Origin of the sequence: Vibrio sp. 10N.222.52.B7, from assembly GCF_041474275.1 — a bacterium.
GTDB classification, from domain to species: Bacteria; Pseudomonadota; Gammaproteobacteria; order Enterobacterales; family Vibrionaceae; genus Vibrio; species Vibrio crassostreae_C.
Map to the genome: position 1 here is coordinate 1 of NZ_JBFRTU010000019.1, position 19,159 is coordinate 19,159.

The 19,159-nt window shown below is 45.6% G+C and carries 16 protein-coding genes; 8 read left to right on the top strand and 8 right to left on the bottom strand.

Translation table 11 applies throughout. The annotated features are described in order from the left end of the window. The 3 genes from AB4512_RS07245 to AB4512_RS07255 all read left to right on the top strand — a co-directional run. A partial coding sequence (locus tag AB4512_RS07245; RefSeq protein WP_372174691.1) for a transposase occupies positions 1-306 on the top strand: 306 nt, incomplete at its 5' end. 434 nt (positions 307-740) lie between these two features. Continuing rightward, positions 741-2,048: a TolC family outer membrane protein gene (locus AB4512_RS07250; RefSeq protein ID WP_017095900.1), complete on the top strand. Its 1,308-nt coding sequence runs from the start codon at positions 741-743 to the stop codon at positions 2,046-2,048. Further along, the gene (locus AB4512_RS07255; RefSeq protein ID WP_017060388.1) at positions 2,048-2,659 is read left to right on the top strand and encodes an OmpA family protein; all 612 of its coding nucleotides are present in this window, start codon (positions 2,048-2,050) and stop codon (positions 2,657-2,659) included. The genes AB4512_RS07250 and AB4512_RS07255 overlap by 1 nt, the downstream gene beginning before the upstream one ends. Before the next feature lie 220 nt (positions 2,660-2,879). On the opposite strand, the gene nhaA is transcribed toward AB4512_RS07255, so the two are convergent. From nhaA to AB4512_RS07280, 5 genes are all read right to left on the bottom strand, one after another. After that, positions 2,880-4,043 carry a Na+/H+ antiporter NhaA gene (gene nhaA / locus AB4512_RS07260; RefSeq protein WP_372074202.1) on the bottom strand — a complete coding sequence of 388 codons (1,164 nt, stop codon included), beginning with the start codon at positions 4,041-4,043 and terminating at the stop codon, positions 2,880-2,882. A 275-nt stretch (positions 4,044-4,318) separates the two neighbouring features. Beyond that, a complete protein-coding gene (locus AB4512_RS07265) occupies positions 4,319-5,467 on the bottom strand; it encodes a lipocalin-like domain-containing protein (protein ID WP_017068753.1) in 1,149 nt (382 codons plus the stop codon). Then, on the bottom strand, positions 5,457-7,910 hold the full coding sequence (locus tag AB4512_RS07270; protein ID WP_137001714.1) for an ABC transporter permease: 2,454 nt from the start codon (positions 7,908-7,910) through the stop codon (positions 5,457-5,459). Before AB4512_RS07270 ends, AB4512_RS07265 begins: the two co-directional genes overlap by 11 nt. Further along, entirely contained in the window at positions 7,891-8,562 is a 672-nt protein-coding gene (locus tag AB4512_RS07275; protein WP_017060385.1) for an ABC transporter ATP-binding protein, read from the bottom strand. Before AB4512_RS07275 ends, AB4512_RS07270 begins: the two co-directional genes overlap by 20 nt. A gap of 122 nt (positions 8,563-8,684) precedes the next feature. Continuing rightward, positions 8,685-10,058, bottom strand: a complete 1,374-nt coding sequence (locus AB4512_RS07280) for an MATE family efflux transporter (protein WP_017060384.1) — start codon at positions 10,056-10,058, stop codon at positions 8,685-8,687. Between the two features lie 98 nt (positions 10,059-10,156). Between AB4512_RS07280 and AB4512_RS07285 the strand changes: the two genes are divergently transcribed. Then, the gene (locus AB4512_RS07285) at positions 10,157-11,587 is read left to right on the top strand and encodes a DUF2867 domain-containing protein (protein ID WP_017066073.1); all 1,431 of its coding nucleotides are present in this window, start codon (positions 10,157-10,159) and stop codon (positions 11,585-11,587) included. Positions 11,588-11,754: 167 nt separating this feature from the next. Here the strand turns inward: AB4512_RS07285 and AB4512_RS07290 are convergent, their stop codons facing one another. From AB4512_RS07290 to rsuA, 3 genes are all read right to left on the bottom strand, one after another. Then, a complete protein-coding gene (locus AB4512_RS07290) occupies positions 11,755-12,414 on the bottom strand; it encodes a DUF2913 family protein (protein ID WP_017060382.1) in 660 nt (219 codons plus the stop codon). Further along, positions 12,414-13,631, bottom strand: a complete 1,218-nt coding sequence (locus AB4512_RS07295) for a Bcr/CflA family multidrug efflux MFS transporter (RefSeq protein ID WP_102333192.1) — start codon at positions 13,629-13,631, stop codon at positions 12,414-12,416. Before AB4512_RS07295 ends, AB4512_RS07290 begins: the two co-directional genes overlap by 1 nt. A gap of 200 nt (positions 13,632-13,831) precedes the next feature. After that, a complete protein-coding gene (gene rsuA / locus AB4512_RS07300; protein WP_017060380.1) occupies positions 13,832-14,527 on the bottom strand; it encodes a 16S rRNA pseudouridine(516) synthase RsuA in 696 nt (231 codons plus the stop codon). Between the two features lie 97 nt (positions 14,528-14,624). On the opposite strand from rsuA, the gene AB4512_RS07305 reads away from it, so the two are divergent. From AB4512_RS07305 to AB4512_RS07320, 4 genes are all read left to right on the top strand, one after another. After that, on the top strand, positions 14,625-16,367 hold the full coding sequence (locus AB4512_RS07305) for a DEAD/DEAH box helicase (RefSeq protein WP_017066075.1): 1,743 nt from the start codon (positions 14,625-14,627) through the stop codon (positions 16,365-16,367). A gap of 180 nt (positions 16,368-16,547) precedes the next feature. Beyond that, positions 16,548-16,946, top strand: coding sequence for a PepSY domain-containing protein (locus tag AB4512_RS07310; protein ID WP_017066076.1), 399 nt, complete (start codon positions 16,548-16,550; stop codon positions 16,944-16,946). 61 nt (positions 16,947-17,007) lie between these two features. After that, positions 17,008-17,667: a response regulator transcription factor gene (locus AB4512_RS07315; RefSeq protein ID WP_017060377.1), complete on the top strand. Its 660-nt coding sequence runs from the start codon at positions 17,008-17,010 to the stop codon at positions 17,665-17,667. A gap of 104 nt (positions 17,668-17,771) precedes the next feature. Next, positions 17,772-19,118 (top strand): ATP-binding protein, encoded by a 1,347-nt coding sequence (locus AB4512_RS07320; RefSeq protein ID WP_017060376.1) that lies wholly within the window; start codon positions 17,772-17,774, stop codon positions 19,116-19,118. Positions 19,119-19,159: the final 41 nt, after the last annotated feature.

Consider the following 19,159-nt stretch of genomic DNA (forward strand, 5'->3'; position numbering starts at 1 on the left):
TATATACTCGGGGCACAGCTCAAAGAGCTTTGGTATTGTGAATCAGAAGCACATGCTAAAGGGCTCTGGGAGGCGTGGTGGGCACAAGTACAAGAGAGTGGAATTAAGCCATTGAAAGAGTTCGCACGAAAACTGAGTCCTTATCTTCACGGTATTATCGCATCGGCAAGTTATCCGCTAAACACCTGCACCCTAGAAGGGATAAACAACAAGATAAAGCTAATTAAGCGAATGGGGTATGGGTATCGAGATACCGACTACTTCTTCTTGAAGATAAAAGCGGCTTTCCCCGGAAAGCCGCGATGAACCTTTTTTTTTGTTTGTTGTTTGGGACGAGAGTGAGCCTTACTTACCCCTCTTCACAGCTACTAACTACAACCTGAACAGCGCGACCGCCTCTTTATATGCTGTCATTTCTTCCTAAGAGTCGAACTACCATGCTTGGCACATTGTTATCACTGGAACTCGTATTTCAAACAACCTACTAGCCAACGTTTACCTATCTGAGTCCAAACCTAATACTACGTTTCCTCTATTTACGGTGCATCCATTCGAAGCTTGCCACTTGCTACTATTGGTAAATTAATCAATAAGGATAGAGACTTACATTCGAAATAAAGCCAACAAACTTAGCAATTTCTTGCAGATGTCCTAAGCTTCGTTTAATACCCTTTTCAATTAAGTAGTTAAACGCTTGTTGGGAAGCGGCGGGAGCTTTTAAAAGTAGAAGGAGACCTACTTTGAGACTGTTGAAATTACCTATTATGTGTTGCTTAGTTATTGCAGCTCCACTCTCTGCTCAAACTTTAGAACAGGCCGTAGCCATTACCTTGGCTACCAATCCTGAGATAAAGAGTATCTTTAATGAGTTTGTGAGTGTACGGAAACGAAATGACGCCGCAGGTGGTGCTTATAGACCTAGTATCGACCTGGATGCTGGTATTGGTTACGAAGGCATAAACCCTGCACCAAATAACGGCCCCGATACCGATCTCACAAGAAAGGAAGCGACGATTTCCCTCACTCAGTTGCTGTGGGATGGTTCATCGACTCTCAATGATATTGATCGTACTGCCGCAGAAGCAGAATCGGTTCGTTTGCAATTGCTCGCGGATGCCGAAGACAAAGCGCTAGAGGTCACACAGATCTACTTAGACGCAGTCAAAGCAACTGAAGTTTTAGCCCTTTCGGAAAGTAACCTCGCTATCCACAAGAAAATCTATAAAGACATCAAAAAGCGTGCAGTCTCAGGCATAGGCTCAACCGCAGATGTATCTCAGGTAGAAGCAAGGATTGCAAAAGCTCACGGCAACTTATTAGCCGCACAGAACAACCTAATTGATACCCACACCCAATTTAGAAGAATAGTGGGTCAAGAACCGCTTGGCTTAGTCTACCCAAGAGCCGATATTTCTATGATTCCTCTGTCATTATCAGACGCGCTTGTTGATGCTCTGGACCAACACCCAGTCATCAAAGTCGCGACTGCAGATGTCGATTCAGCGCACTTCCAGTACAAACAATCAAAAGGGGTTAACTACCCGACGTTCTCTATCGAGGCATCTCAATCATGGCGAGATGATGCTGGAGGCGATGAAGGTTCGAGCCAAGAGACTTTGGCAATGTTGAGAATGCGATACAACCTCTACAACGGTGGTACCGATAGTGCTAATTCAGAAGCTGCAGCTTACCAACTCAATAAAGCAAAAGATCTAAGAGATCGTGCTTATCGACAAGTTGAAGAAGGCCTTCGCCTCTCTTGGAGTGCATTGGATCTGACGTTACAACAAAAGAACTTCTTGTCTGATCACGTGGATTCGGCATCAGAAACCGTTATCGCTTATGAGAAACAATATCGAATCGGTAAACGTACGCTACTGGATCTGCTTAACACTGAAAACGAATTGTTTGAAGCCCGCAAAGATTACTTAGATGCGCATTACTCTGAACAGTACGCTAAATACCGTGTAATGAACGCGACAGGCTCTCTATTGAACGCTCTACTGGTCGACATTCCAGACGAGTGGACAACGGCAGTGGAGTATTAATGATGAAGAGACCTTATTTATTACTTTCCGCATTAACGATAACGCTATGTGCATGCTCTAGCCAAAATGAAGAGCCCTACATAGAAACGCCAGAAGCGGAGCAAATTTCTGACCTGCAAGACGATGATAACGATGGTGTGGTCAATGCACGAGACACCTGTCCTGGCACACCAGAGTCGTCTCTGGTAGACAACGAAGGCTGTGGAGAGACGGTTAGCTCGCAAGAAGTCAGACGGCTGAACATCCTTTTCGCCAATGACTCCTATGAAGTTAACCCTATCTTCTCAGATCAAATCACCACTATGGCTGAGTTCTTAGAAACCTACCAAAGTGCATCGATAGAGATTCAAGGTTACGCCAGTAAAGTCGGCGCGAGTCAATACAACTTAGAGCTATCAAAGAAACGCGCTCACCACGTTGAAGATGAACTGTTGTCGAATGGTATCGACCCGAGCCGAGTAAGAGTTGTTGGTTACGGTGAAAACCGCTTAGAGAGCGATGGCAACGATGCTACGTCTCATGCACTGAACCGCCGAGTAACAGCCACAGTTGTCGGACTAAGCGAACAGATCGTCGAGGAGTGGACCATATTTACCACGCTTGAAAAGTAGCGTGACATTGTCACTGTGGATCTAGATGTGACATAGAGCGAGTGTCGAACAACAGCAGCTTAGTTATAAGATCAATAAAGCCGTGATAGGGTTGCCCATCACGGCTTTTTTGTTCTTTGTCGTCACATGAGTCGAGGGAGACTCTGTGACTCTTCTTGCTACTCAGAAGTTGACTTGTTACTCAGTGAGTAGGCTCCCTATTAAGCGAGCCGACTACCGATTATAGTTTTACTTCTTGATGCTTAGTTTTCGGTAGAGAAATACTTAGCAGGAAGTAACCTAAGATAGCTGCAGTCGTTGAGCCCATCAGGATACCTAATCGAGCAAGCGTATCAAACTCTACATTCGTTGGGCCAAATGCTAGTGATGAAATAAAGATAGACATTGTAAAACCAATACCACACAGGACAGATACTGCGAAGATGTTCATAAAGTTCACACCTTCAGGGAGCTTAGCAACACCCAATTTCACCGCACCCCAGCTGAATGCAAAGATACCAAGAGGCTTACCAATCAATAGACCCATAGCGATACCAAGCGGTAGCATACCTGTTAGGCTTGAGATTGAGATACCTTCCAATGAAATACCTGCGTTTGCAAAAGCAAAGACTGGCAAGATTGCAAAAGCGACGTATGGGTGCAGAGCATGTTCTAGATGCTTCAGCGGAGAATGTTCACCTTTATTGCCTTTCAGTGGGATAGCAAAACCAATCACTACACCAGCCAGCGTTGCATGAACACCAGACTTCAATACTGCAAACCACAGAATTGCACCAACAATGAGATACACACTCAGCTTAGTTACATGCTTGTTGTTTAGCATGAACAGCACACCAGTTGCGATGAAACCAACCGTTAACGCAAGCGTTGATAGGTCGCCTGAGTAGAACAGTGCAATGATAACAACAACGCCAAGGTCATCGATAATTGCTAAAGCCAATAGGAACACCTTCAAGCTAACCGGTACACGGTTACCAAGAAGAGCCATAATACCCAATGCGAATGCGATATCAGTCGCTGCTGGGATAGCCCAACCTTGAAGCGCTTCAGGGTTACTTGAATTAAATAGCACGTAAATAAGTGCAGGAGCTAGCATACCACCCACAGCTGCGATAGCTGGGAAGATTGCTGTCTCTTTAGACTTTAATGCGCCTTCTAAAAGTTCGCGCTTAACTTCTAAGCCGATTAGAAGGAAGAAGACAGCCATTAAGCCATCGTTAATCCAGTGAGACACAGACATACCAAGAACGTAACTGTGAAGTACACCTTGGTACATTTCGTTCAGTGGTGAGTTTGCTACAAACATTGCGATCGCCGCAGCGATGACTAGTATGATGCCGCCAGCAGATTCCATTTTAAAGAAGTCACGGATGACGTCGGTCATGATTTCGCCCTTATATTTATTATTTAAATAAACGAATAACAAAGAATAACCACGAGTTTATATCCAAGTTTAATTGATAGATAATCACTTCTTCGGATGTTTAACTTCGGTTTTTCCTACAAATACTAAACAATACGTCGTATATTCCATAATGTTGTTATGCACCATGAATTAAGTATAGATGAGATCATCGAACCTGTATGCACAATTCATTGGGGGACGCTAAAAGGCGCAGGCATAAAAAAAGGCTATCAAATTATAGCCTTAGGTGTTTTTTAGTAGCCAGTTAACTGCATAAAGCCTGTCGCTTCATGACTCCCGCTCGCCTTAATCGGCCCTTCCCAATATGGTATGACAAATGGAAGCCACATATCCCTGCGTATAATACGCGTTGTGAGGTTAATATCATGCTTAGGGACGTTAATGATCCACTGCAAAGGCATCCGTCTTCCATTCATCAACGTTGTATTTTGCAATGGTTGAATGGAAATGTCGGATTCCGTTAATTGGTAAACTTTGCCTGAGCGCGTTGCTAATGTCCCGAATATGTAAGGCAACTGTTGGTTATGACGATAGCGGTTAATGCTCAGCGCTGTGCCGTCATCGAGGTTAAATACAAACCAATCCCAACCTTGTTGGCCCACTCCAAGTAAGCCACTGCCCCACTCTTTATGTACCCACGCAGTTCCTTCCACTTCCTTGGTAACGCCGTCTAGGTTCAACACACCACTCAACGATAAAAATGGAGCGCTGAAGTTATAAGACGCGACAGGTAATAAGTCGTGCTTTTTCTGATAACCGTTATCGCCGTTGAGCACATAGGGCCCTTTTGCAATGGTGTCGAGTTCAAGTCCAAACGTGTCTGTTTGCACTTGAAGGCGTCCTGGGAATGGGGTGTTGCCGAGTGCACGCCAGTTCCAGTTATCAATCCAAAGCCTGAATGGACGATTAGTCATTCCCGCTTGGCCAATGCCGCCACGAGCCATGCGCTGTTCTTTCCATACTTTGGACTTAGAAGAGACCACTACATTTGAGATATAGACTTGAGGGCTTTGCCACCCTGGTGTTTCACGTTCGTCCGTTGCGATACGGAAAAAGCTCCACTGGACCGAATAGTCTTTACCATCATCACCTTTCAAAGATGCAAAGTAATGCCACCACTCGTGCTGAAACTCTGGGTGGAACTTAAAATCTTGTGGTAGCGAAACATTACGGTCTGGCAAAACAGGTTCGAACACATTGAAGTGTTCATTAACCAATATTGAGTTAACTTCATTCACGCCCTTTTCACCAGGATCGATGAAATAGGAGTAATAACCCCAAACACTTAAAAAGATGCCGAAGAAACTGATTAATAGCAGAGAAGACAGAATTCGTTGTCTTAACTTAGTTGAAGTATTCCGTAAAAACATACTAAAGCGCATCCCTCAGTGACTTCATCGGAGTGTTCCGAATCATTCTCATCACTGGTAAAGCACCAGCTAGCATCAATGCTGCCATGGCCCATGCAAATGTCTGCAAATAGTCCCAAGGAATCACTTGTAACTCAAGTGACCACCCAAAAGACTGCTTTATCACGATATCAACAATTAGGCTCGCTAGCGCTAATCCGAGCGGAATCGCAATTAAGGAGGAAATAAGCCCAAACACAAACAACTGCAAACTACCTGTCAGGATCAGTTCTTTCGCCGAGACACCCAAACAGCGCTGCAAGGAAATATGCCTTTGGCGAGACACTTCTCCCGCAACCGTCGCAAAGAAAATACCGAAGACGGCGATAACCAAGGTGATGTTACCTAATGTATCTGCAATCGCGAACGTCCTATCGAACACCCGCATCGCTTGACTGTGGATGTTGTTGTTATCGAAAACGCGCTCGGAGCCAAGCCTGAATACGCTTTCTAATCGGCTGCGAAGCCCTAATGAATTCACATCGTCTTTGAGTATTACCCCAAGGCCGACATTACCCCGCCCTGCAAAGCCATACAGCCAGTTTCGATGCGACATCATGACTTGATGGTAAGGATTACCGTAATCGTAATAAACACCGACAACCTGCCAACCAGAGCCGAGACTATCATAGAGGTCAATGTAGTCGCCAGGGCGAATCCCCAGCTTGAGAGACATCGATTCACTGATCAACACGCCTTTAGAGTGATGTAAGTGATACCAGTAATTCGGAATACCTAATTTGATCGTCAGCGCTTCTAGCTCACCTTCAGAAGGCCCCGTACTGACCACCTGAATACTACCGACTGGAGACGCCACATCTTTCTCCCAACGCCACCAAACCGAATCCACTTCAGGTTGGTCGGATAACCAATTACTCATACGAGCAGCGGCATTGTTGGTTGGGTAGATATACAGATCGGCAGCCAAACGCTGTGTTAGCCATTTATCAGTGGTATCTCTAAAGCTACCGACCATGGTTTCTACACCAATATTGGCTGTTAAGGCTAACATAAACGCCATCGTCGCCACGCCACGGTAGCTCATACTGGAAGCTGCATCAGCAAAGAACCAGCGAGCACGAACCCAGCGCAACGAATAAGAGAGGCTGTTAAATAACTTCCACATCAAAAACGGGGTAAATAGCGCCACACTGATCAGCATTAGCGCGATAATCGCAAAACCCGTTTCTTGAGTCTGAGGGGCTTGATACACAGCAACAGCAGCAACCAAGAAGCCACAGCCAATCAACGCTTGCCAAGTGAACTCGGTACCCGCAAAACGCATCAAAGACAAACGAGAAGACAGACGAATCGGTTGAGACTTAAGTAAACGAACCAGTGGCCACGCACACGCTAAGAAAGCACCAATCAATGCCATCAGTAAGCTGTAACCACTCCAACGCCAATTCCAGTCGATCGTTAAGCCGACGTTAGCGTCGTATAAATCGCCCAAGCTTGAAGATACGGCAGGTAACAATTGGTTTGCTAGCATCACGCCAAATACATTGCCGCAGATCCAGCTCAGTAAAACCAATAGCAGTAACTCTAAACAGAGCGCTTTAGTCAGTTGCCAACCAGACACACCCGTTTGTCTTAAAATCCCGACTAACGGTTGACGCTGAATAAAAGAAAGCGACATTGCTTGATAGAAAATGAACAAGCCAACCACAAACGACAGCATACCCATCGCTTTTAGGTTTAAGTGGAACGCACTGGTCAGCGACTCAAGCTCTGCCTTAGAGCTACGAGAGATCGTCAAACCATTAGGTAACATATTTTTAAGACGTTCAAACTTCTCAGTGGGCATGTCTGAACAAGCAATCACTGAAAGCCCAGCACTTCGTTTAAGCATTCGGAGCAAGGAGATATCCGCAATCAACCTTGTACCATTAATCATATTATTTTGATCAACAACCACAGGACCAAGTTCAGAACCATCCATCAAAGGGATGTAATCACCGTTGTGCCATTCCATGTGTTCAGCAAGATCATCACTGACAAGGATTGGATATGGTGGCTTCATGAGGTTCAAAGCGGTGAGATCTTTTAACGCTATACCAGGTTGTAGCTGAAGCATAGAAACAGGATCTATACCGACAACCATGAAGTTTGCGCCATTTTCATCAGTGATACGATGGTGATCAAGAGGAGAACACTGTTGAAAACCTTCACGGCGAAGTTGGATATAAAAGCCTTGCGGGATTTTATTGGCGTTGTGTTTTGGTCGAATACGGTAAGGAAGAGGATTCGAAAAGAGTTTTTCGCCATGCGCATAGCTTTGCTTGGCGTGTTGGTTGATAGCAGTAACACCAACCAAAAGTGATACGCCGAGGGTTAAACCAAGCCATACCAAAATAATCTGCAGTGGGTAACGTCGATAGTGACCGAGTAGTGCCTTAACTACGGGCCATAACATGCAGTTGCCCTCCTTGCAGACGGATCCTACCATCCATATGCAGAGCTACTTTTTCACTGTGTGTTACCAACAGCAACGTACATTCTAATTGACGAGCCAAAGAGGTCAGCAAACGCATTACCGCTTCTGCATTACGCTCATCTAAACTACCGGTCGGCTCATCGGCCAGCAATATTTTTGGTTCCATATACAGCGCACGCGCAATGGCCGCACGTTGTTGTTGGCCACCAGACGCTTCTTCAGGGTAACGGCCAAGTAAAGGCATAAGATCTAAAGCAGAGAGAATCTGTCTCCAGAGACCTTTGTCTTCAGGTAAGCCTTTTAACTGGCGGCAAAAACGGATGTTATCGGCAATATTTAACGTTGGCAGTAAGTTGAATTGCTGAAAAATATGGCCAATGTTGTTTCTGCGATAAGCGGTGCGGTCACGCTCGGTTGAGTCGTGCATATTGAAGTGAGGAAAAGCGATTTCACCTGAGTCCGCTAGGTCTAAGCCCGCGATAAGATTCAGTAAAGTACTTTTACCTGAACCGCTTTCTCCCATTAATGCCAGCTGGTCACCTTGGTTTAATGTTAATTCAGCACCTTGCAAAACAGGGTGAAACTCCCCCCCATCGACATAGCCTTTACATAGGTCTGACAGCTTTAACATTAAACAGCTCGCATTAGTTAGAATTTGGAAGGAGAATCTACACTAATTCCCTGTTAGGAGGAAGTATTTTGAAAGATAGATCACACGCCAACGATAAAGTGATGCGATTGGTGCGCCCTACTTCAACTTCCTATCAAGTTTTTAATCCATTTTCTTGTTTTCATGCGATAGAGCGACCCGCCCCACTTGAGGACTTCTTCCGTTAGGAAAAGCAGATATACCCACTCAGGTGGAAACTTAAAATAGATAGCCGCGATGGCTGCCAATGGGATACCGATCACCCACTGAGCAATCAAATCTTGATAGAGGCAGAACTTCACATCACCACCCGCTCTCAACACCCCAACGATCACAGTCAATGGCACCGAGCGAATGACAATACCCACACAGAGGATCAGAATGAACTTCTCTGAGAGGGCTCTGGTTTCTTCCGTCAGTGCGCTAAAGGCATTAAGTATTGGCGTTTGAACGAAATAGAGAAAAACGGCTACAACAATACTAGTTAAGAAACACAAAATTGTTAAGCCAAGCGCTTGATAGTAAACCGCTTCATTGTTTTTCGCACCAAGTTGATTACCCACCAAAACAGCTGCCGCATTCGAAAGGCCAATCAATAAACTCAATGAGATAGATTCAACCGGCGTCATGACCGATAGCGCAGCCAGACCTTGAACGCCCGATTGCCCCATGATCGCGTGGTAAGCAAACAAACCACCCGCCCATGCTAAGAAGTTAAACGTGGTCGGCAGAGACAGCTTCAAGAAGCGAACCACCTTATCAATCGAAGCTGCCGCTTTAATATCGCAAAACTTAAATGCTAATAAATGCTTAGAGAAATAGAGATAACCAAACAAAGTCGCGACTTCAATCGCGCCACTCAGTACCGTCGCAATCGCCGCACCTTTGATTCCAAGCGCAGGAAAGCCTAAGTTACCGAAGATCAGCACCCAGTTTAAGAACACGTTAGACAGGATGCCGATACCGCTGAAAAATGTACTTAGCCCGGGTTTGTGCATCGCTCTCAAACCCACAGCCATACTGCTGACACACGATACCGCTAGCATGCTAAATGACGTAATTACGATGTATTCAACGCCTAAGTTGATGACCTCTTGAGAGTCGGTCGTCACGCCCATGATTTGTGCAGGAAATGAAACGAAAAACGCGATAGTCAGTAAAGCAAACAGTGTCGACACCAGCCACGTCAGCGCAGTGCTTTCTCTCACACCTTGTCTATTACCCGCGCCCCAATATTGAGCAGTAAGAAGAGCACCGCCCGTGGTAACACCCACCAGCATAATGGTCGTCACGAACATCGCTCGGCTCGCCACACCCACAGCTGCGATGTCTGCTTCGCCAAGTTGACCCAACATCAATACATCCACCAAGCCTCGGCTTGAAAACATAATGCTCTGCAAGGTGATAGGCAGTGCAATCGCAATAAGCCTGCGAACAAAATCACCTCGTGTGTGATGAATAATTGAAGAGAGCAACATAGAGAGATACCTAAACGGAACGTATTGATGAATAAAGATAAATATCGCGCTATTATATCAATGTTCGGTTTTTAACCACAGATATAAATGGAGTAACAATGAAGAAAGTACTGGTTTTAGGGGCTTCTGGATATGTTGGTTCGCAACTCCTCCCTCTCCTGCTTGAGCAAGGCTATCAAGTCACGGCAGCAGCAAGGCATATCGACTATTTAAAGGCACGGACCGAGCCTCACGAAAGCTTATCGCTTGAGTATCTTGATCTGGCCGATCAAGCTGCGACACAAGCCTTAGTCCCCGACTTTGATCTTATCTTCTTTCTCGTCCATGGCATGGCAGAAGGCCACGACTTTATCGATTATGAGCTGAACTTAGCCCGTAACTTTGTTTCTGCTCTTGGGCCAAAGAATCAACACGTCATCTACCTGAGTTCTTTACAGCCTCAGACTGGTGATTCAGAGCACCTTCAAGCGAGAAAGAAAACCGGCGAATTGCTTCGTAAAGGGCCTGTACCCGTTACCGAACTTCAAGCTGGCGTGATCATTGGCCCAGGATCTGCGGCATTCGAGATCATGCGAGATTTCGTGTACAACTTGCCGATTATGATTGCGCCAAAATGGGTTGACTCTAAAGCCAACCCGATTGCTTTGCAGAACCTGAACCACTATTTACTAAAACTCGCACAAGACACGCCTAGCGAAAGCCAAACCTTTGAGGTTGGCGGGCCGGATATTGTCTCTTACCGAAACCAATTTGCTCATATTGCCAAAACTGCCGATCGTCCACTCAGGCTATGGGCGACATCGCTACTGACACCAAAGATTGCTTCATATTGGTTAGGCGTGGTGACTTCTGTACCGTCTAACATAGGTAGAGCACTACTTGCAGGCTTAAAGCACGACTTCATCGCCAGTTCGACCATCATTAGAGAAAAGTACCCTCAGAAGCTTATCTCGTTCGAAAATATGGTTGAACAAGCCATTCACGCTGAAGGAAACTTTGTCAAAAGCAATGTATGGGGCTTTGATAAAACCGCATTCAAACGCTGGCAAGCTGGGTATGGCTATTACCCGAAGAAAACAGGCGCAAGTATCACCTCAAGCGCTTCATTGGAATCGCTTTGGCATGTTGCTCAGCAAATCGGAAGCCCGAAGCAAGGTTACTTCTTTGCTAACACTTTATGGCGCACACGCGAATGGTTGGATGTTCTTTTCGGTGGCGGTGTACCGGTTCGACAAATGCCAGAAGGGCCCAACCTAAAAGTCGGTGACAAAATCGATTCATGGAAGGTCATTCGCTGTGAAGAGAATCAGTTTTTATCTCTGCTTTTCGGTATGAAAGGCCCCGGTTTAGGGCGACTCGAGATTACTGTCTCTGACCACGGTGACTCTCGCGAGCTGAATATCTCGGCTTGGTGGCATCCAAAGGGGTTTCTAGGGTTACTGTATTGGTTTGCTATGATGCCAGCCCACCTGTTTATTTTTAAAGGCATGGTGAAGGCAATTGAGAAGCAAGCTAAAGAACAGGATTAAAAGCAGATGCGGGATTCGAGTGTCGAGATGAGAAAAGATTAAAAGCAGATGCGAGATTCGGGTAACGGGATGCGAAAAGACTTAACAGCAAATTAGCGACACGCGCTATGAGAGACAAAAAAGAGCGGATAATTCCGCTCTTCGTATCTCTCATCTCGAATCCGCTATTAGCCGATAACGCTAATTGGGATCTCAGCCAGTTGGTTGCCTTGGTTAGCAGGGTAAACGATGTATTCACCGTGATACTTCACCGCAGACTTATAGTCCGTTACTTTGTGAAGCATGAAGCCCGCTTCCATCGCCGCTTGGATGAACTCAGCATGGTTGCCACGAACAAACCAGTTCATTGGCTTAACCATCAACTCCCCGTCGAAAGAGTCGTCACACTGTTTACCGCATAAAGCAAAAGAGTGCTCGCCATCGGTGAAGAATTGAATCTTGCCGCCAGTCGTTAGCTCGTCTTCACTCGATACGCTCCAACCCATCTCGTACATTTTGTCCATGAACGCTTCAACATCACTGTCTTTTAGCGTTTTAGGCTCTTCGCCTTCAGGGAAAAAACGTCCGTAAAACGCAGAAATACGTTTAAAGGTAAAAGTTAAATCAGAGTTATTGCCTTTTGAGCGACCCTGTTTCTGCCAGCGAACCAAGTCAGGCACAATCACGCGATCATAAGCTTGGGATTTAATTGCCTTTGTTACCCAACGAACCAAATAAAGGTTGTTCGCGATAGGTGCGTCAATGGCCTTGCCAGACTTATGTAGAGCATATAGCTCGCCTAGCGCATCATTCACTAACTTCTGAATTTCAATATAGTATTTTGACATTATGCCTTCTTTCCTAATGTCCAATATAGTAATGCTGACATTACTGCACATGCAGCCATTACCATAGCCATAGACCCAGCACTGTCACTTGGCAGCATCGCAACGATAGCCCCAACGACAGAACCAGTACCAAATCTTAATGTTCCCGCAAGCGATGAAGCCGTGCCTGCCATGTTTGGATAACCACTGAGCAATAGACCCATAGAGTTACTGCCGATAGTAGAGATGGTGCCAATAAATAGCATCACAAACGGCACGATTCCCCAAAGCCCGAGATCCAGCGCCCAACCGACAAGTAAACCTACGCCAGCCAGTAATTGGATGACCAACGCTGCCCTCAACATTGTATGAGAACCGACCTTCTTAACGATTCGACCATTGATTGTCGTCATCAGAATCATCGCAACAATGTTCAGACCAAATAGGTAACCAAACAGGTCAGGACGTACGCCATAGACATCAATGTAGACAAAAGAGCCTGCAGTTAAGAATGCAAACATCCCAGAGAACGAGAATGCACCCGAGAAAATCAAGCCCATAGCGGTCGGGTTTTTACATAAACGGGCGTAATTACGAATCGTGGTTTTAAAGCGCAATGGTTGTCGGTTTTCTGCAGGAAGCGTTTCTGGGATCTTCATCGATACCGCCAGAATCACGATCACCGCAAAAATAGCCAGAACCCAGAAAATTGAACGCCAACCGAACCACAACGCTAAGTAACCGCCAATCATCGGAGCAACCAATGGCGCAACTGTCATCACCAAAGTAACGAAAGACATGGTTCTTGCGAAATCTTCACGATCGAACATATCTCTTACCACCGCTTGGATGATAACGGCCGCCGCAGCACCAGCAAAACCTTGAGCGGTACGGATGTAAGTCAGCGCTTCAATGCCATGAGTTGTCGCACTCACCATAGAAGCGATAGCAAACAAGAACACACCAATAAGCAGTACAGGCTTGCGACCATAGCTATCCGCCAACGGGCCATGCAGCAACTGCCCCAGCGCGAAACCTGCGGTATAGGCTGTTAGCGTGATTTGTACCTCACCCGCCGTCACACCAAGATCTTTAGCAATGGTCGGCATCGCTGGCAGATACATATCAATGGCTAGCGGAGTAAGTGCACCAATCGCACCTAGAATCAAAAACAGCACTAAGCCTAATTGAGGTGTTTCTAGTTGGGAGCTTTGGCTCTGTGAGGTCGATGTTTGCATGGTTCTCCGAATGTTCAACTGATAGAGCTAGGGACTAGCGTGAGTACGCGAGTCAAAGATTGGCTGAGACTTTCCTAGTACCAGTCAACATCATCAGCCGACGCTATCCATGGTCGGCTTTACAACGAAAGGGCTATTTCCAGCAAAAGTGGTCTCTTGTTAAGAACAATTTCTTGTTAAGAGCAACTTCTAGCTAAGGACTACTTCCAGATTGAATCGACTTCTTCTTGCGTTAGGTAACGGTATTCACCTAACTCTAAAGATTCGTCCATCTCAATTTCGCCAATACGTTCACGGTGTAGTGCTTCTACCTTGTTACCAAGAGCAGCAAACATACGTTTAACTTGGTGGTATTTGCCTTCGTGAATCGTTAGCAATACTTCACGCTCTGCACGAACTTCTAGGTGTGCAGGAAGTGTTAGGCCATCTTCGCTCTTAAGCTGGATGCCCTCTTTGAATTTTTCAACGTAATCGTCTTCAACAGGTTCAACCAACCAAACACGGTACGTCTTCTCGCACTTGTGCTTTGGCGAAGTGATACGGTGAGACCACTTACCATCGTCGGTAATCAATACAAGACCTGTTGTATCAATATCTAGACGGCCAGCAAAGTGCAGCTTGTCCATTTTGATTTCATCAAGTAATTCAAACGCGATACGATTTGCGCCATCTTCATGCGAACAAACAAAGCCTTCAGGCTTATAAAGCATGATGTAACGTGGGCCGTGAACATTCAGTTCATTGCCTTGCCATTCGACAACGCACTCTTCAGTTACCTTGAGTGAACCGCTTTTTTGAATGACATCATTTACTGTCACTGCCTTGGATTTTAATAAGTGTGTTGCTTCTCTTCGAGTGACGCCTAATGCATCGCACAGAAATTTATCTAAACGCATGAATACCTCAACTAATCTAAGTCGGGTATTATAGTCACCTTTGCTCAATTAGTTGAGCTATTTCACACTATTTGTTTTCCTTCTTACAAGACGCGATATGTATACACTCCGCCCGTACCAAGCTGATTCTGTAAAATCAGTGATTCATTACTTCAGAAAACACCAAACTCCGGCAGTGCTCGTGCTTCCGACAGGTGCAGGAAAAAGCCTTGTGATTGCAGAGTTAGCAAGGCTTGCGAAAGGTCGAGTGTTGGTGCTTGCTCACGTAAAAGAGTTGGTTGAACAGAACCATGAAAAGTATGAAGGTTACGGGCTGAAAGGCTCGATTTTCTCTGCGGGTTTAGGACGCAAAGAGACCGACCAACAAGTCGTGTTTGCTTCGGTGCAATCTGTGGTGCGAAATCTCGATTCATTCTCTAACCAATTTTCGCTGTTGGTTATCGACGAATGCCACCGTGTTCCCGATGAAAAGACCAGTAGTTATCAGAAAGTCATCACTCACTTACGCGAGAATAATTCGGGCATCAAGGTGCTTGGATTAACAGCGACCCCATATCGTCTTGGGATGGGTTGGATTTATCAATACCACACTCGCGGTCAAGTGCGTTCAGATGAGCCACGTTTCTTCCGCGACTGTATCTTTGAGCTGCCGATTCGTTACCTGCTCGATGAAGGTTTCTTAACTCCTGCACGCATGATTGATGCACCCGTGTTGAGCTATGACTTTTCGCAGTTAAAGCCCGCGAGCACTGGTCGCTACAAAGAAGCAGAACTCGACATGGTGATCGAGCAATCGAAACGAGCGACCCCACAGATTGTCGATCAGATTATTCACCTAGCCCAAGATAAACTAGGCATCATGGTATTCGCTGCGACCGTTCGACACGCGCAAGAGATCCTCGGCTTATTGCCAGAAGGTGAAGCTTCAATTGTGATTGGTGATACACCAACTCTCGAACGTGACCAAATTATCAGCGACTTCAAAGAACGTAAAATCAAGTTTTTGGTTAACGTATCGGTATTAACCACAGGTTTTGATGCGCCACACGTCGATTTAATCGCGATTTTGCGCCCGACAGAATCCATCAGTTTGTATCAACAAATCGTTGGCCGTGGCTTACGCCTATCTCCGGGTAAAAAAGAGTGTTTGGTGCTCGACTATGCGGGCAACAGTTACGACCTCTACCAACCTGAGGTTGGCGACCCTAAACCCGATTCAGACAGTGAAATCATCACCATCCCTTGCCCTGCGTGCGGCTTCAATAATAACTTTTGGGGCAAGCTAGACAGCAATGGCTTCTTGCTTGAGCACTTTGGGCGCAAATGCCAAGGCTACTTTACCGATGAAGACACGGGCGAGCGCGAGCACTGTAATTATCGCTTCCGAGCGAAATATTGCGGTGAATGTGGTGCTGATAATGACATTGCTGCGCGCATTTGTCATGAGTGCGATGCAACCTTAGTCGACCCAGACAAAAAGCTAAAAGAAGCACTGAACCTAAAAGATGCCTTGGTATTTGAATGCTTGGAAATGGACCTCAACGTGCTTAAAGACGAGAAAGGTAAATCACAACTTAAGGTCACCTATCGCGGAGAAAACCAAGCGCAAGTGCATGAGTTTTGGTCATTAACCAGCAAAAAGCAGAAGCAGAACTTCAAAGACCAGTTTGTTCGCCCTCACCTTGCAGACAGACATCGCCCTTTCGAAGAAGCCTCACCGACGAAAGTGGTTGCTCACCAACATAGATTCCGCCCACCTCAATTCGTGATTGCCCGTAAAGTCGGACGCTTTTGGAAAATGAGAGACAAGATATTCGAAGACGAACTACAGCAGCGTTAAGGTTAAGAATAAAAGTAAGTCTTACGTTCTTAACACTCGGCAATTAATCTTATGTATTAAAGCCTGCGCCATTTAAGCGTTAAGTTTTTCGGTATCAAATTCTCATTATTAATCAGGTTCACTTTCTGTTCAGAATTACTTTTTTATACTGAACGCTATCAACCTTCTCTAGGATTCGCTATGTTTAGTAAAGCTATGATTTCTTTGTTTTCTATAAGCTTAGGCTTATTTGTTTCTGCTGGCGCATGGGCTGACTCACATCATAATGGTCATGAATTAGTGCAGGACGTTCATAAAGCAGGAACCAGCATCGAATTTGAAGAAGATCAAGACGAAGTCTATGAAGCCGTACGAGAAGGCTACATTCGCCCTTTCTCAGAAATGTATGCGGCGGTTGAAAACGATCTTCATGGCAGAATCATTAAAGTAGAACTAGAAGAAGATGACGACATTTGGGTGTATGAACTAAAAATCAATTACCAAAACAACATCATCAAAGTCGAATACAACGCTGAGACGTTAGAAATGCTTATGATCAAAGGCCGCAACTTTAAAGACGCAATTAAACACGGCGACTAGTTACGTACGACGAAGAGCTAAGCACGACGAACAGTCATTAGAAGAAATTAGAAGAACAATTATGAAAATTTTAGTCGTTGAAGATGAGCCTCGTTTGGGCCAACAAATTATTGAAACACTTGAGGGGGCCGACTGGGTTCCAGAGCTCTCTCAAGATGGTATCGACGCACTCTACCGTGCAACGTCAGAAGAATGGGACGCGATTGTCCTCGATTTAGGTTTACCTAAGCTTGACGGCCTAACGGTATTAAAAGGCATTCGAGACGAAAACATCAACACGCCAGTGATTATCTTAAGTGCTCGTGACACGCTAACTCAACGTGTTGAGGGCTTGAACGCCGGTGCTGATGACTACCTAACTAAGCCATTTGAGATGGTCGAGCTGATTGCCCGTATCCGAGCTCAACTGCGCCGAGCATCAGGCAGTGCTGCTCCGATACTTCAAATCGGTGATCTAAGCCTAGACACACGCAGTTCTAAAGTGTTGTGGCAAGGTCAAGCAGTTAGCCTCACGGCGCTGGAATATAAAGTTGTCGCGTACTTCATGCATAACCAAAACAAGGTTATCTCGCGCACTGAGTTGGTTGAGCATATCTACAAGCAAGACTTCGACCGAGACTCAAACACGGTTGAAGTGTTCATCGGTCGTATTCGTAAGAAAATCGCACCAAAGATCATCAAAACCGTTCGTGGCCTTGGCTACCAACTGAATGCTGAATAGCTCAGTCGTCAATCACGCCAAGAGCAACCATTAATTAAGTGGACAGCCTGTTCTGATCATCGCAATACGATAAGTTACGATGAGCAAAGGCAGGTTGGAAATGCATGAATCTAAAGAAACGAACACTTAAAAACATCAGTTTAAAAAGCCGCTTGCTCCTTGCTGCGGCTTTTTGGCTAGGTGCGATGATATTAGCGGCTGGTGTCGGGATTCCGAAACTGGTTAACGACTACCTCGTCGATGACATGAAGCAGCAGCTTGGCTTAACCATGGATGAGTTAACCGCCAATATCGAAACCAATGACAGTGGTAACCTGATCATGGCAGAGCGTCTGTCTGATCCTAGGTTCAACCAGCCCTACAGTGGTATTTATTGGCGCGCCGCTACCCAAGAGCAGATCATTCGATCTCGCTCGCTATGGGATAAAGACCTCACCATCAAGCGTTCACCGATTCACACATCAGTCAAAGGGCCAGAGAAAGAAAAGCTGATTTACATCGAGCAAGATATCTACCTGCCTGAACTGAGCGACCCTGTCACGATCACCATTGGTATTGATGAAGATCCATTAGAATCCACACTGACAGAGCTTACTGGTCAAGTCTGGTTGATCCTAATGTTGCTGTTTGTTGGCGTGCTGATGTTGATCGGTATTCAAGTCAGTTGGTCGTTATTACCGCTCAGCAAGATGCAACGCGAACTGGTAATGCTAAGAAACGGCGAGCAACAAGGGTTAAGCGATAACTACCCGAAAGAGGTTTCTCCATTAGTCTCTGACCTCAATGCCCTGCTCTTTCACTATCAAGAGTTATTAGAACGAGCTCGTAACCACGCGGGTAACTTATCTCATGCGTTGAAAACACCGCTTTCAGTTCTAAAAAATGAGATAGAGCGACTTCCAGAGGATGACAAGGCACTGCTGCAACAGCCCATTCATCAGATTCAAAGCCAAATTGATTATCACCTTGGCCGCGCTCGTATGGCAGGTGCAATGAACATTCTTTCGGTGAAGTCTTCACCTTGTGAGCGTGTTGAAGCTATCTCAATGGCGTTTGATAAAGTCTACGCAGCCAACGAAGTCACCATAATTAACGAGCTAGACTCTGAGATTGAAGTGGCAGTAGAAAAAACCGACCTTGATGAAATGGTCGGCAACCTACTCGAGAACAGTTACAAGTGGGCGGGCAGCATTATTCGCGTCCATGCAAATGAACTCGACGATGGCAACATAGAGTTGGTGATTGAAGATGATGGCCAAGGCATTCCTGAAGAGAAGCTTGAGCAAGTGACCAAACGTGGCGTCCGACTTGATGAAACCACACCAGGAACAGGCTTAGGGCTTAATATCGTAAATGAAATGGCACACAGTTACCGAGGCAGCCTAACGCTCAGCAAGAGCTCAATGGGCGGCTTAAAAGCTTCTCTGGTGCTTAAAGTAAGTAAAGGCTGAACAAGCTAAGTAAAAGTTAAACACAATAAGCCCTAACGTAA